Source organism: Catellatospora tritici (assembly GCF_019083965.1).
GTDB classification, from domain to species: Bacteria; Actinomycetota; Actinomycetes; order Mycobacteriales; family Micromonosporaceae; genus Catellatospora; species Catellatospora tritici.
This window is the reverse complement of the sequence record NZ_JAHRCY010000014.1, coordinates 97,655-111,004: the sequence shown is the minus strand read 5'-3', so window position 1 is coordinate 111,004 and position 13,350 is coordinate 97,655. Positions and strand designations below refer to the sequence as shown.

At 70.3% G+C, this 13,350-nt stretch carries 13 protein-coding genes; 7 read left to right on the top strand and 6 right to left on the bottom strand.

Features of this window, described 5'->3' with window-relative positions:
- Window positions 1-272 precede the first annotated feature (272 nt).
- Both KUA19_RS28285 and KUA19_RS28280 read right to left on the bottom strand, forming a co-directional pair.
- Window positions 273-791 carry an Rv3235 family protein gene (locus KUA19_RS28285; RefSeq protein WP_217394902.1) on the bottom strand — a complete coding sequence of 173 codons (519 nt, stop codon included), beginning with the start codon at window positions 789-791 and terminating at the stop codon, window positions 273-275.
- A 95-nt stretch (window positions 792-886) separates the two neighbouring features.
- Window positions 887-1,120: a helix-turn-helix transcriptional regulator gene (locus tag KUA19_RS28280; protein WP_217394901.1), complete on the bottom strand. Its 234-nt coding sequence runs from the start codon at window positions 1,118-1,120 to the stop codon at window positions 887-889.
- 130 nt (window positions 1,121-1,250) lie between these two features.
- Here KUA19_RS28280 and KUA19_RS28275 point away from each other — a divergent pair, with 130 nt between their 5' ends.
- On the top strand, window positions 1,251-1,763 hold the full coding sequence (locus tag KUA19_RS28275) for a DUF6912 family protein (RefSeq protein WP_217394900.1): 513 nt from the start codon (window positions 1,251-1,253) through the stop codon (window positions 1,761-1,763).
- A 137-nt stretch (window positions 1,764-1,900) separates the two neighbouring features.
- On the opposite strand, the gene KUA19_RS28270 is transcribed toward KUA19_RS28275, so the two are convergent.
- The gene (locus KUA19_RS28270; protein ID WP_217394899.1) at window positions 1,901-2,872 is read right to left on the bottom strand and encodes a hypothetical protein; all 972 of its coding nucleotides are present in this window, start codon (window positions 2,870-2,872) and stop codon (window positions 1,901-1,903) included.
- Between the two features lie 278 nt (window positions 2,873-3,150).
- Here KUA19_RS28270 and pruA point away from each other — a divergent pair, with 278 nt between their 5' ends.
- The 3 genes from pruA to KUA19_RS28255 all read left to right on the top strand — a co-directional run bounded on the left by pruA (window position 3,151) and on the right by KUA19_RS28255 (window position 6,559).
- Window positions 3,151-4,797 (top strand): L-glutamate gamma-semialdehyde dehydrogenase, encoded by a 1,647-nt coding sequence (pruA, locus tag KUA19_RS28265; protein WP_217394898.1) that lies wholly within the window; start codon window positions 3,151-3,153, stop codon window positions 4,795-4,797.
- 86 nt (window positions 4,798-4,883) lie between these two features.
- Window positions 4,884-5,762, top strand: coding sequence for a tryptophan 2,3-dioxygenase (locus KUA19_RS44675; protein WP_308167337.1), 879 nt, complete (start codon window positions 4,884-4,886; stop codon window positions 5,760-5,762).
- 281 nt (window positions 5,763-6,043) lie between these two features.
- A complete protein-coding gene (locus tag KUA19_RS28255; RefSeq protein WP_217394897.1) occupies window positions 6,044-6,559 on the top strand; it encodes a PadR family transcriptional regulator in 516 nt (171 codons plus the stop codon).
- On the opposite strand, the gene KUA19_RS28250 is transcribed toward KUA19_RS28255, so the two are convergent.
- The 3 genes from KUA19_RS28250 to KUA19_RS28240 are packed head-to-tail and all read right to left on the bottom strand — an operon-like array spanning window position 6,552 to window position 9,984.
- Window positions 6,552-7,550 carry an N-acetylglucosamine kinase gene (locus tag KUA19_RS28250; protein WP_217394896.1) on the bottom strand — a complete coding sequence of 333 codons (999 nt, stop codon included), beginning with the start codon at window positions 7,548-7,550 and terminating at the stop codon, window positions 6,552-6,554. The genes KUA19_RS28255 and KUA19_RS28250 overlap by 8 nt on opposite strands.
- Complete coding sequence (locus tag KUA19_RS28245) at window positions 7,547-8,806, bottom strand: 6-phospho-beta-glucosidase (protein ID WP_217394895.1); 1,260 nt, start codon at window positions 8,804-8,806, stop codon at window positions 7,547-7,549. The genes KUA19_RS28250 and KUA19_RS28245 overlap by 4 nt, the downstream gene beginning before the upstream one ends.
- A 23-nt stretch (window positions 8,807-8,829) precedes the next feature.
- Window positions 8,830-9,984: an ROK family transcriptional regulator gene (locus tag KUA19_RS28240; protein ID WP_254548667.1), complete on the bottom strand. Its 1,155-nt coding sequence runs from the start codon at window positions 9,982-9,984 to the stop codon at window positions 8,830-8,832.
- 221 nt (window positions 9,985-10,205) lie between these two features.
- Between KUA19_RS28240 and prfB the strand changes: the two genes are divergently transcribed.
- The 3 genes from prfB to ftsX all read left to right on the top strand — a co-directional run bounded on the left by prfB (window position 10,206) and on the right by ftsX (window position 13,241).
- Window positions 10,206-11,318, top strand: a complete 1,113-nt coding sequence (gene prfB / locus KUA19_RS28235; RefSeq protein ID WP_308167336.1) for a peptide chain release factor 2 — start codon at window positions 10,206-10,208, stop codon at window positions 11,316-11,318.
- 283 nt (window positions 11,319-11,601) lie between these two features.
- A complete protein-coding gene (gene ftsE / locus KUA19_RS28230) occupies window positions 11,602-12,282 on the top strand; it encodes a cell division ATP-binding protein FtsE (protein WP_203689272.1) in 681 nt (226 codons plus the stop codon).
- Window positions 12,283-12,359: 77 nt separating this feature from the next.
- Complete coding sequence (ftsX, locus tag KUA19_RS28225; protein WP_217394893.1) at window positions 12,360-13,241, top strand: permease-like cell division protein FtsX; 882 nt, start codon at window positions 12,360-12,362, stop codon at window positions 13,239-13,241.
- Window positions 13,242-13,350 lie beyond the last annotated feature (109 nt).

Genomic DNA, 13,350 nt, shown 5'->3' with positions numbered 1-13,350 from the left:
AAGCCGACCGCATCGGCGCGTCGCTACATCGCTGCGCGATGTCACGCTCCTTTACCGATGCGGTCGGCGGCCGATCGCGGGTCGGTGGTTGGGGCTGAAGACGAACGGGAGGACCGCCTGGATGGCGGTCCTCCCGTTTTTGTGCGGCGCCCGACTGCCCCTGCCGTGCGCGCCGCACTCCTCCCCTCCAGTGGTGGTGGAACCCGGAACGGCCGCCGCCTGGTGCCGTGCGGGCAGGCGTCCGCCCCGGGAGTCGTGGCTGGAGGAGCCGGTCAGAGCAGGACGGTGAGGGCGGTGCAGCGCCAGGTGGTGCCGTCGCGCTCCAGCCGGTACGCGATCGACCAGGTGCTGTGGCCGTCGCTGAGCACGGCGGCGACCTCGGCGACGCCGGGCCGGGGCTCGCAGGTGCGCAGCTGTCGGCGGCGGACGGGAGTGCGCGCGGTGGCGTTGCGCCGCGACAGGCGCATCTTGGCCAGGCGGCGCACCGCGCGGCTCAGCTCGTCGAGCACGTCGTTGGCCTCGGTGACGCGCAGCAGCGGGCGCAGCTGGCTGGGGGCGCGGAAGCCGTTGAACAGCTCCAGGCACAGGTTGAGGAAGCGCAGCGCGGTGGTGTGGCACTCGGGCGAGGCCCCGGCGATCGCCTCGGGCGGGATCACCTCGCGTGGCTCGGGCCGGACCGGCCGGTAGGTGGTGGGGCGCAGTTCGTCGTCGAACGGCGGGTCGAGCAGCGGCGCGCGGTGGATGCGGACCGCGCCCGGCGCGATGGCGGGCGGCGACGCTAGCACCGTCATGGGTTCACCACCTAGATCTTGAGTTTGCTTGAGTTTGCCTCCGTTTGAAATTCTGTGGCTACGGATGGGGCACGGTCAATGCCTGTGGATAACTCTCAGTCCTCGCCGCCGGACAGGGGGTTGTCCTTGACGTACTGCTGCGTCTCGTCGTAGAGCTTGCCGATGAACTCCTCCAGCCGGGCGCGCTCCACGCGCCACTGACCACGGCCGCCGAGCCTGATGGCGGGCAGCTCGCCGCGGCGCACCAGCGCGTAGATCTGCGCCGCCGACGTGCTCAGCTCCTCGGCGACCTGCTCCAGGGTGAGGAAGCGCGGCTGCGGCTGATTCATGGCGGGGTTCTCCTGAGGGGTCTGATGCTTCAACTTGCTTTAGTTTGCCATCGGATGGCGGGTGACGGTGTGCCCGGTGCCGGACATGCGAGACTGTCCCCGACAGGTCGGACGAGCCGGAGGTGACCGAGTGGCGGCAGAATTCGTACGGGTCTATCTGCCCGCGACCGTGCCGCTGGTAGCGGCCCTGCAGGAGTCGGGCGAGCTGGGCCGCCCACCCGTCGCGGCACACGCGGTCACCCCGGCACTGCGCGAGTGGTACGCCGAGGGCGACGAGGAGGAGCTGGAGTTCGTCGCCTTCCTGCGGGCCGCCCAGGACGCCCTGCGCCTGCTGCGCGACGATCCGAGCGCCCCGCGCCGCCGCGTGGTGGTCTCCGTCGACGTGCCCGCCGACCAGGTGACCGCCGACGGTCGCGAGCTCGGCACCAGCACGGTGCGGCTGCGTGACGCGGTCCGCCGGTCCGCCATCGCCTCGTTCCACGTGGACGAGCCGGAGGCCGAGCCGGTCGTGGCGGCGGCCGCCGAGGTGGTCGAGCGGGCTGCCGGGGGCGACCCGGACGCCCAGTTCACCGTGGACTCGGCCGAGGATCTGGACCTCCTCTGGTACGCCCCCGAGGAACTGGCCGACCTCCTGGCCTCCTGACCGGTAGCCACCGCGCTGCCACGCCCGCCGGCCGACACACCCGTTTTAAATCGACGCTGGCCTATCTAGAGGACTGGAACGGAAAATCCGTCCTCTAGATAGGCCAGCGTCAATGCTAGGTGGGGGCGGGCGCCCCGTCAGTTTGCGTCGGCGGTGACCTTGGGCAGGGTACGGCCGTAGGCCACCATCGCCGTGATGGCGCCGACGAAGAACACGACCAGGCAGGTGTTCAGCCGCGAGTCGGCCGCCATGTTCTCGAACAGCTGGTCGCCGGTGACGTCCGTGCTGGCCATGCTGAGCAGCCACGGCGCGCCGAGGCGGGTGAACAGCTCGGCGATGGCCAGCATGAGCCCGGCCGCGCCGCCCGCGAGCAGGTAGACCGGCCAGCGGGGCGGCTGCCCGGCCTGGCGCGACAGCGCCCGCAGCCGCCAGAACGCCAGCAGCCCGGCGGTGATGCCAGAGACCAGGGACAGGGTGAACGCGACCCAGCCGTTGGCGGCGTACCGCCCGGCGGGGGTGCCGTCGTCGCCGAACAGGCGCAGCAGCGGGTCGGCGAAGCGGTGCGCCACGAACGCCAGGACCATGACGGACAGGGCGGCGATGACCCCGGCGCGCAGCAGCGGGCGGTTGCTCCAGGCACCGAGCGCGCCGCCGAGGGCGCCCGCGAGGCCGACGGTGAGGGCGAGCACGCCGCCCGCGCCGGCGGGGACGCCGAAGACCAGCAGCGCGGCGGAGGTGGCCACGGCGCCGGCGAACAGTCCCGCGCCGATGCCCGCGGCGAAGCGTACGCCGGTGGACGGGGCCTTGCCGTGGGCGTCGAGCCAGCCGGTGGTGAACAGGGAGACGGCCACGCCCGCGACCAGGCTGGCCTGGACCAGGCCGGGCAGGGCGACGGCGGCCAGGGCGAGGTTGAAGTCGGTGCTGCCCGGCGTGAACGCGGTCCGGTTGACCAGCAGCGACAGCAGTAGCCAGGCCAGCGCGGAGAAGGCGAGCCAGGTCGGCGCGGGTGCCACCGGCACGGCCGGGGTGGGCGTGGCCGGAGTGCCCCGCCGCTGTGCCGGGGCGGGGGTGTCGACGGGCTCGGATGTGGCGATCGCTGGCTCGGTCATCGTGGTCTCCTGACGGGCGGCGGTGGGCCGGTCGCGGCCGTGGTGCACGCCGCCGCGGCGGGCCCTGGTCGCGGGGGCCTGGGACGGCAGGCGAAGGGGGTCGGGGTGCTCTGGCGACCTAGCCTAGCCATGCCGGAAGGGTGGGTATCGTGGACCGGGAGGGCTGGCCCGGCCACGTGGAACGGATCACATGGCAGCGCTCGCCCGATGTCACGGGCGTGCTTTGCATGCGAGTATGCAAACGACGTTGACATCCCTTCCGATCGAAGGAGCCATCGATGGATGCCGTATCCCTGGTGCCCGACCCGCACAACGAGCCGGTGCGGACCTACGCCCCTGGCTCCAAGGAGCGGGCCAACCTGAGCAAGCGGTTGAAGGAGCTGGCCGCCGACCGGGTCGACCTGACGATGACCATCGACGGGCAGCAGCGCATGGGTGGCGGCCAGGCGATCGACGTCGTCCAGCCGCACAAGCACTCGCATGTGCTGGGAGTCACCCACAATGCCACCAACGCCGATGCGGTGGCGGCGGTGACGGCCGCGAAAAAAGCCGCCCCTCTTTGGCGTGATATGTCCTTCGACGACCGGGCGGCGATCTTCCTCAAGGCGGCCGACCTGCTCGCCGGACCGTGGCGGGACACCCTCAACGGCGCCACCATGCTCGGTCAGTCCAAGACCGTCCAGCAGGCCGAGATCGACTCCGCCTGCGAGCTGATCGACTTCCTGCGCTTCAACGTGCTCTTCGGCCGCAAGCTGCTGGCCGAGCAGCCGATCTCCTCGCCCGGGGTGTGGAACCGCTTCGACCACCGCCCGCTGGAGGGCTTCGTCTACGCGATCACCCCGTTCAACTTCACCGCGATCGCGGGCAACCTGCCGGCGACCCCGGCGCTGATGGGCAACACCGTGCTGTGGAAGCCGGCGCACACCCAGCAGTTCGCGGCGCACTTCATCATGCGGCTGTTCGAGGAGGCGGGCCTGCCTCCGGGCGTGATCAACATGGTCACCGGCGACGGCCTGGCCGTCTCCGACGTCGCCCTGGCCGACCCGGACCTGGCGGGCATCCACTTCACCGGCTCGACCAAGGTCTTCCAGCACCTGTGGAAGCAGATCGGCGACAACATCGCCGGCTACCGGTCGTACCCGCGCATCGTGGGTGAGACCGGCGGCAAGGACTTCGTCATCGCGCACCCGTCGGCCGACCCGGATGCGCTGGTCACCGCGCTGGTGCGGGGCGCCTTCGAGTACCAGGGCCAGAAGTGCTCGGCCGCCTCGCGGGCGTACGTGCCGCGCTCGCTGTGGGAGGCGGGCGTGCGCGATCAGCTCGAGGCCGACACGCGGTCGCTGACCTACGGTGACGTGAACGACTTCGCCAACTTCGGCGGCGCCGTGATCGACGGGCGCGCGTTCGCGCGGCACGCGGCGGCGATCGAGAAGGCCAGGGCGTCGGAGTCCTGCGAGATCCTGGTCGGCGGCACCGTCGACGACAGCGAGGGCTTCTTCGTCTCGCCGACGGTCATCGTCTGCGACGACCCGGCCAACGAGGTCTTCACCACCGAGTACTTCGGGCCGATCCTGGCCGTGCACGTCTTCGACGACGCCGACTTCGAGGCCGTGGTCCGCCAGGCCGAGAGCGTCGCGCCGTACGCGCTGACCGGCGCGATCTTCGCCCAGGACCGCCGGGCCCTGGAGTGGATGGCCAAGGAGCTGCGCTTCGCGGCGGGCAACTTCTACCTCAACGACAAGCCGACCGGTGCCGTGGTGGGCCAGCAGCCCTTCGGCGGCGGCCGGGCCTCGGGCACCAACGACAAGGCGGGCTCCTGGCACAACCTGGTCCGCTGGATGTCGCCGCGGACCATCAAGGAGACCTTCGTGCCGCCGAAGGACCACCGGTACCCGCACATGGACACCGACAACCCGCGCGCCTGACCTGCGCCGATACGCCGCACCCGCCCCACCGGGCGGGTGCGGCGTGGTGCTATGCGGACAAATCGGATGAAGGTTACGGTTGATGGGTGACCTACCACCCGTCAGGTGACCGGGCCGGTCCGCACGTGGGCGATCCCCGCGCTCGCACCGGCTCTCCCGAGGACGGGGCGGCCGTCGCCGAGGGCGAGCGCAGCTTCGGCGAGCAGGGCGGGCGACTCACCTACGGGCGGTACCTGCGGATTCCGCAGCTGCTGGCCCAGCAGCAGCCCGAATCGGACCCGCCGGCCCACGACGAGCTGCTGTTCATCACCATCCATCAGGTGTACGAGCTGTGGTTCAAGCTGCTGCTGCACGAGTTGGCCGACGCGCGCGACCATCTGCTGGCGGGGGAGACCTATGTGCCCCGGGTACGGCTGGAACGCTGCCAGGTGATCGAGCGGTTGCTGATGCAGCAGGTCGACGTGATCGACACGATGACCCCGCAGGACTTCCTGACGTTCCGGACAAACCTCGCACCTGCCTCGGGCTTCCAGTCGGTCCAGTTCCGGGAGATCGAGTTCCTGTCCGGGCTGAAGGACCCCGGCTTCGTGGAGCGGCTGCGCGACCTGGATCCCGTGGAGCGGCGACGGCTGCGCGCCCGGTTGGCTGAGCCGAGTCTGTGGGACGGCTTCCTGTCACTGCTGGCCGCGCACGGTTTCGCGGTGGACACACCGGAGCGGCGACTTGCCTCGCTGGCGGCCGTCGCCCACGATCGGGGGCGCTATGGGGCGCTGTGGGACGTCGCCGAGGCGCTGCTCGCGCACGATCAGGCGTGGGCGCTGTGGCGGGCGCGGCACGTGCTCATGGCAGAACGGCAGATAGGCACCAAACCGGGCACCGGGGGCTCGGCGGGGGCGCCGTATCTCAGGTCACGACTTGATCTCAGGTTCTATCCGGACCTCTGGGCGCTGCGCGCCACCCTGTGAAACGGGCCGAATACGCTACGTGCGAGAATATGTCCGATTAGTCGGATGTGGTGGCGCCTAATCATGGAAGATCACCCACAAGGCGTCGGCAGTCCGACAAGATCGACACGCCGAAGAAATATGCGGCTTTTGCGCGATCCCGCCAGGCAGGCAGTCCGAGGCAGGAAACGGACATATTACTGTCTGATCAGACAGTCGAAGCTGGACTGTCCGGCGCGAACAGTCCACTGTGTATGAGCGATATCCTGGACAGAAGGCTGCGGAAGTGGCAGCGTTGAGACATGGCAGAGGTAGGAATCAACGCTACTGCGGCGGCCGTGCTCGGTCTGCTGCACGATGGCCCGATGACCGGTGGCCAACTCATGGCCGCGGCCGAGCGCAGACTCAGCCCGTACTGGTCCATGACGCGGTCTCAGGTCTACCGCGAGCTGCCGGTCCTCGCCGAGCTCGGCTATGTCAAGCTCGGCAAGCCCGGCCCCAGGGCCAGCCAGCCCTATGCGATCACCGCGTCGGGCAAGCGGGCCTTCGCCCGCTGGCTGAACGAGGAGCCCGGCCGCGAGCTGGTGCGCAACCCATACGCGCTGCGTGTCGCGTTCGGATCCACGCATGCGACCAACCAGTTCGACTCGTTGCTCAACAGCGCGAACACCCACCACACCGAGGCCCTGGCGGAAGCCCGCGAGCAGGCCAAGGAGGCGAAGAAGGAAGGCGACGAGTTCACCGCGGCTGGGCTGGAGTTCGCCGTCGCCTACCACAAGGCGGCACTGAACTGGCTGAAGAGCGCGATCGCTAAGTGAGCTGAGGTCGCGCCGTCGCCAGCGCCGCGCGCAGCCCGGCCGCGGCAGCAGACGTCGCACCCAGCGCATCCAGGGCGAAGAGGCCCGCTCCCACCACCGGCGGCGCAGCCACCACGGCTAGCCGAACAGCCGACGAGTGGGCCTTCACCCCTTCGTAGACCGCGTCGTTGAGCAGCGCGTGACCGGCCCGCAGCACCCCGCCGCCGAGGACCACCTCGTATGGCAGGTCGCGCAGGCCGAGCCGGTCCGCGGCCACGGTCGCCAGGGCCGTGATCTCCGACGCCTGCCGGGCCACCACCCGCCGAGCCACCGCGTCACCGGCGGCGGCCACCGTGAACAGCACCTCGCTCAGGCTGTCCAGCCGCGCCGACGGCAGCTCGCCCAGGTGCACCCCGGCGATCACCGCATGGACCGTCTCTCGGCCGAAGTGCGCCGCCACCGCCTCGACCAGCGCGGTGGCCGGGCCCCGGCCGTCCTCGCCGCGCGCGGCGTGCCACATCGCCAGCGACGCCAGGTGCTGGCCGCCGCCCCAGTCGCCGGAGATCATGCCGAGCGCGGGGAAGCGCGCCGTACGCCCGTCGGCGGCACGCCCGACGCAGTTGATCCCGGCCCCGCACACCACCGCGACCGCGTCAGGGCTGTCGGTGCCCGCGCGCATCAGCGCGAACGTGTCGTTGTCCACCCGGTACGACTGCGCCCAGCCGGTCGCCGCGATCGCCGCCGCGGCGACGTCGACCTCGATCGGCAGATCGACGCCGGACAGGTACACCTCGGCGCGGGCCACCGGCACCGTCGGCGGCATCTCCGCCGCCCGCAGTGCCGCCGCCACCAGCCCGTCGACCAGCTTCACGGCCGCGTCGACGCCGAGGGTCTGCGGCGACGAACCGGGGCCGCGCACGAAGCCGTGCACGCGACCGTCGGTGTCGGCCAGCACGACGTCGGTCTTGGAGTTGCCGCCGTCGACGGCCAGGAACAGTTCGGTGGAGTTCATCGGGCCCACGCCAGGTGCGCGGAGTTGGCGGCCAGCAGCTTGTCGGTCAGGGCCTCGGCCTGCTCGTACTGCCCGACCAGCGGGTGGGCCAGCAGCGCGTCGTAGACGCGGTCCCGACCGCCGTGCACCGCCGCCCGCACGGCCAGCTCCTCGTACGCGGCCACGCCGGAGATCAGGCCCGACATCAGCGGCGGCACCGGCGGGGCGGCCAGCGGCACCGCACCGTCGTGGTCGACCCGGGCGCTCACCTCGATCACCGCCGCGTCGGGCAGGAACGGCAGGTGGCCGTCGTTGCGCAGGTTGACCGCGTGCACGCCGCCGTCGCCGGTGACCAGCGAGGTGATCAGGCCCACCGCGGCCTCGGAGTAGAACGCGCCGCCGCGCTGCGACAGCAGGTCGGGCTTGGTGGAAAGGGTCGGGTCGGCGTACATGGCCAGCAGCTGGGACTCCATGCCGGCCACCTTCTCGCCCCGGGTCGGGGCGCCGCGCTCCTCGCGCACGACCAGGTCGTGGGCGTAGAAGTAGCGCAGGTAGTACGACGGGACACTGCCCAACCGGGTCAGCAGGTCGGCGGGCAGCTGCACCTGGTCGGCCAGCGCGGGCAGGTGGTCGCGCAGCAGCTCGGGCAGCCGGTCGACGCCGTCGACGTACGCGGCGCGCTCCCAGGTCAGGTGGTTGAGGCCGACATGGTCCAGGGTGACCTGCGCCGGGTCGACGCCGAGCAGCGCGGCGAAGCGCCGCTGGAAGCCGATCGCCACGTTGCACAGGCCGATCGCCCGGTGCCCCGCGTCCAGCAGCGCCCGGGTGACGATGCCGACCGGGTTGGTGAAGTCCACGATCCACGCGCCCGGGTTGGCCAGCCGGGCGGCGCGCTCGGCGATGTCGAGCACGACCGGCACCGTACGCAGCGCCTTGGCCAGGCCGCCCGCGCCGGTGGTCTCCTGCCCGACGCACCCGCAGTCCAGCGGGAACGTCTCGTCGCTGATCCGGGCGGCCTGCCCACCGACCCGCAGCTGGAGCACCACCACGTCGGCGCCGCTCAGCCCCGCGTCCAGATCGGCGGTCCAGGTCAGCGCGCCGGGGTGGCCGTGGTGGGCCAGCAGCCGCCGCGCGTACGGCCCGATCACGTCGAGCCGGTCGGCGGCCGGGTCGACCAGCGCCAGCTCGGTGACGGCGAGGCTGCCGGCGAGCCGGGCGAACCCGTCGACCAGCTCGGGGGTGTAGGTGGAGCCTCCACCCACGACTGCGATCTTCATGTGGCTACTCCAGGTTGCGGGGGTCAGGCCGGGGTCAGCGCGTAGCGCAGCGAGTCGATGAGGGCTTCGCGCACGGCGCGCAGCCCGGCGTCCGTGGCGCCCAGCAGCACCGCGTCGTCGGGCAGCGCGGTCACCGCCACCGGGGTGCGCAGCGGGGTGTCGCGGTGGAACGCCTCGACGACCAGGTCGCGCAGCGTGTCGCCACCGGCCTGGGCCACCTCCCCGGCGAGCACCACCAGTGGCGGGTCAAGCAGCGCGGCCACCGCCGCCAGCGCAACCGCGATCCGGTCGGCCAGCGCCGTCAGGAAACCCGCCGCGTCGGCGCCGGAGTCGGCCACCGCGGCGGCGACCGCGTCCTCGGCCGTGGCTCCCGTGATGCCGTACGTCGCCGCCAGTGCCAGCACCGCCGGGCCGCCGACCAGCTCCTGCATGTCGCGGGGCTGGCCGCCCAGGCCGACCGGGACGTAGCCGATCTCGCCCGCGCCGCCGGTGGCGCCGCGCAGCAGCGACGGCCCGAGGTCGATGGCGCAGCCCAGGCCCGCGCCGAACCACAGCAGCACGAAGCTGTCGGTGCCCTTGCCCGCGCCGCGGTGGCGCTCGGCGATGGCGGCCAGGTTCACGTCGTTCTCGGCGGCCACCGTCAGGTCGAGCCTGGTGGCGAGGTCGCCGACCAGGCCCGGCCGCTGCCAGCCGGTGAGGTCGATGTGCCGGATCGTGTCGGTGCCCGGGTGGTACGACCCCGGCACGCCCAGCTGCAGGTGGGTGAGCCGGTCCGGGGTCAGCCCGGCGGTGGCGCACAGGTCGGCCAGGATCAGCCGGACGGTGTCGACCGGGTCGTCGGCGGCCGCGGCGAGCCGCTCCTGGGTGAACTCGGCCTGGGCCAGCACCGCCCCGGTGAGGTCGCACAGCGCCGCGTCGTACGGCGCGTGCGCGGTCTCGGTGGTGTCGCGCACCGAGATGGCCGCGACCACCGCGGCGCCCGGGTTGATCGCGTAGACCTCGGCGTTGGGGCCGGGGCCGCCGCTGGTGTGCCCGACGACCACGGCCAGCCCGGCCTCGGTGAGGGTGCGCAGCACGTCGGAGGTGGTCGGCTTGGACAGACCGGTCAGTTCCCGTAATTCGCCCCGGGTGAGGGTGCCCCGATCGAGCAGCAGCGCCAGCGTGGCACTCTCGTTCATGGCGCGTAGCAGCTTCGACGATCCAGCCAGCCGTGACACAGCCCGCCCCCTGGGTTCACTGATCGTTGGGTCTACTGATCATTGGGTGCACTGATCGGTTGAAGAACGTTCACAATTGGCAACCAACTTTACTATCTTGGTTGCCTGCCGCGTTGTCAAGCGCGGTCCCAGGCGGCGGGCCTCGGGCGGTTATCGGTAGCGGTCCCTACTAGTCTTGTCCTGTGACTGCCGACTACGCCGATCAGCTCAAGTCCCTCGACGCGACCATGCGCAACATCGAGTCCGTGCTCGACATCAACCGGCTGCGCCGCGACAAGGAGCAGCTCGAGCAGGAGGCTTCGGCGCCCGACCTCTGGGACGACCAGGCCAAGGCGCAGGATGTCACGTCGCGGCTGTCGTACGTCAACGGCGAGATCGGGCGGCTCGAGCGGCTGCGCGGCCGCCTGGACGACGCCGAGGTGCTGCTGGAGCTGGCGCAGGCCGAGGGCGACGCGGGCTCGCTGGCCGAGGTGGGCACCGAGCTGACCTCGCTGGCCAAGGCGATCGAGGAGCTGGAGGTGCGCACCCTGCTCTCCGGCGAGTACGACTCCCGGGAGGCGCTGGTCGCAATCCGGGCCGGGGCCGGCGGCGTGGACGCGGCCGACTTCGCCGAGATGCTGCTGCGCATGTACCTGCGCTGGGCCGAGCGGCACGGCTACCCGACCGAGGTCTACGACACCTCGTACGCCGAGGAGGCTGGCCTGAAGTCGGCGACCTTCGCGGTCAAGGTGCCATACGCCTACGGCACGCTCAGCGTCGAGTCGGGCACGCACCGCCTGGTCCGCATCAGCCCGTTCGACAACCAGGGACGCCGCCAGACCAGCTTCGCCGGGGTCGAGGTGCTGCCGGTGGTGGAGCAGACCGACCACATCGACATCCCCGAGGGCGAGATGCGGGTGGACGTCTTCCGCTCCAGCGGCCCCGGCGGGCAGAGCGTCAACACGACCGACTCGGCGGTGCGGATCACCCACCTGCCGACCGGCATCGTGGTGTCCTGCCAGAACGAGAAGTCCCAGCTGCAGAACAAGGCCTCCGCGCTGCGGGTGCTCCAGGCGCGGCTGCTGGAGCGCAAGCGCCAGGAGGAGAAGGCCAAGATGGACGGGCTGAAGACCGACGCGGCCGGGTCGTGGGGCGACCAGATGCGGTCGTACGTGCTGCACCCGTACCAGATGGTCAAGGACCTGCGGACCGAGTTCGAGACGGGCAACCCGACCGCCGTCTTCGACGGCGAGATCGACAGCTTCGTGGAGGCGGGCATCCGCTGGCGCAAGCAGCGCCAGCTCGAGACGGCCTGATCAGCTCGGCGGCACCGGTTTTAAATCGACGCTGGCCTATCTAGAAGACGGATTTCGGTTCTCCGTCCTCTGGATAGGCCAGCGTCGATGCTAGGGCGGGTCGGCGCGTCGGGGGGATCACCCCGCATGAGTGCGCACCATCGTCTGGACGGACCGATTGACTACTCACCGTAAGCGTTGATCACGAGTCGATCACGGAATTTTCCAGGAACATTCACGGCAATACCGTCAAGCGAGCCACGCCGGACTTGGCGAAGCCGCAACACCGCGTAGACTCTCGCCCGTGATTCGACTTGAGCACGTGACCAAGACCTACCCGAAGGCGTCCCGGCCCTCACTGGACGACGTGTCGGTCTCGATCGAGAAGGGAGACTTCGTCTTCTTCATCGGTCCGTCCGGCTCCGGCAAATCAAGCATCGTCAAGCTGATGCTGCACGAGATCAAGCCCAACAAGGGCAAGGTCTTCGTGAACGGCAAAGAGATCAGCTCAATGCGCTCCTGGAAGATCCCCAGCTTCCGGCGTTCCATCGGCTGTGTGTTCCAGGACTTCCGCCTGCTGCCGAACAAGACGGCGTACGAGAACGTGGCGTTCGCCCTCGAGGTCATCGGCAAGTCCAAGGCGGTCGCGCGCCGGGTGGTGCCCGAGGTGCTGGAACTGGTCGGCCTGGGCGGCAAGGAGCACCGCTACCCGCACGAGCTCTCCGGTGGTGAGCAGCAGCGTGTCGCGGTCGCGCGGGCGTTCGTGAACCGTCCGCTGATCCTGCTCGCCGACGAGCCCACCGGTAACCTCGACCCGGACACCTCCATCGAGATCATGCGGTTGCTCGACCGGATCAACCGGACCGGCACGACCGTCGTCATGGTCACCCATGACTCCAACATCGTGAACCAGATGCGCCGCCGCGTCATCGAGATCGAGGGCGGCCGGATCGTTCGTGACCAGGCTCGAGGCGTCTACGGCTGATCGGCCGCGGGCCGTCTCCCGGCCCGCCCGCTGCCTGTCCTGACGATCTGACCGTATTTACCGGAGGAATCCCCCCGATGCGTGCGAAGTATGTGCTGGCCGAGGTGCTGGTCGGCCTGTGGCGCAACGTCACGATGACGGTCGCCATGATCATCACAATGATCGTGTCGCTGACCATGCTCGGCGCCAGCCTGCTGATGTACCTGCAGGTCGACGAGATGAAGGGGCACTACTACGAGCAGGTCGAGGTGTCCATTTACCTCGACAAGGGCGTCGCCGAGGACAAGATCGCGGCGATCAAGGCCCAGCTCGACAGTGACCCACTGGTGAAGCCCGGCGGCGTCATCTACGAAGACCAGGCGATGGCGTACGAGAACTTCAAGGAGCAGTTCCACGACACCCCCGACCTGGTCGCCGCGATCGGCCCGACCGAGCTGCCCGCCTCCTTCCGGGTCAGCCTGAAGGACCCGCAGCAGTTCGAGCAGATCAACACGAAGTACGCCGGCCTCGACGGCGTCGACAACGTGGTGGACCAGCAGAAGCTGCTGCAGAAGATCTTCGACATCCTGGGCTCGATCCAGACCATGTCGCTGGTCGTCGCGGGCGCCATGGGCATCGCCGCGCTGCTGCTGGTCGCCAACACCATCCAGGTCGCCGCGTACAGCAAGCGCCGCGAGGTCGCCGTGATGAAGCTGGTCGGCGCGTCGAACTGGTTCATCCAGGCGCCGTTCGTGCTGGAGGCCGTCTTCGCGGCGGTGCTCGGCTCGCTGCTGGCGTACGGCATGCTGGTGATCGGCAAGATCGTGCTGATCGACCACAAGCTGGCCGCGCTCACCGACCTGCTGCTGCCGGTGAGCTGGGGCAACGTCAACCTGATGCTGCCGATCCTGGCCGGTATCGGGTCGGTCGTCAGCGCCGTCACCGCCTGGGTCACCCTGCGCTTCTACATCCGCGTCTAGTTCGCGGACCGCACCGGAAACCGGCCCGCCGACGGGAGTCAGCTCCCGCGGCGGGCCGGTTTTTTTGTCACTCGCCCTGCTCGGTATGCGTTTTTATGACGATTCACCC

Coding starts and splice junctions, on each gene's coding strand:
- ftsX (WP_217394893.1), top strand. CDS start 12,360: ATGCGTGCGAAGTATGTGCTGGCCGAGGTGCTGGTCGGCCTGTGGCGC.
- KUA19_RS28280 (WP_217394901.1), bottom strand. CDS start 1,120: ATGAATCAGCCGCAGCCGCGCTTCCTCACCCTGGAGCAGGTCGCCGAG.
- KUA19_RS28245 (WP_217394895.1), bottom strand. CDS start 8,806: ATGAAGATCGCAGTCGTGGGTGGAGGCTCCACCTACACCCCCGAGCTG.
- pruA (WP_217394898.1), top strand. CDS start 3,151: ATGGATGCCGTATCCCTGGTGCCCGACCCGCACAACGAGCCGGTGCGG.
- KUA19_RS28270 (WP_217394899.1), bottom strand. CDS start 2,872: ATGACCGAGCCAGCGATCGCCACATCCGAGCCCGTCGACACCCCCGCC.
- KUA19_RS28255 (WP_217394897.1), top strand. CDS start 6,044: ATGGCAGAGGTAGGAATCAACGCTACTGCGGCGGCCGTGCTCGGTCTG.
- KUA19_RS28285 (WP_217394902.1), bottom strand. CDS start 791: ATGACGGTGCTAGCGTCGCCGCCCGCCATCGCGCCGGGCGCGGTCCGC.
- KUA19_RS28240 (WP_254548667.1), bottom strand. CDS start 9,984: ATGAACGAGAGTGCCACGCTGGCGCTGCTGCTCGATCGGGGCACCCTC.
- KUA19_RS28250 (WP_217394896.1), bottom strand. CDS start 7,550: ATGAACTCCACCGAACTGTTCCTGGCCGTCGACGGCGGCAACTCCAAG.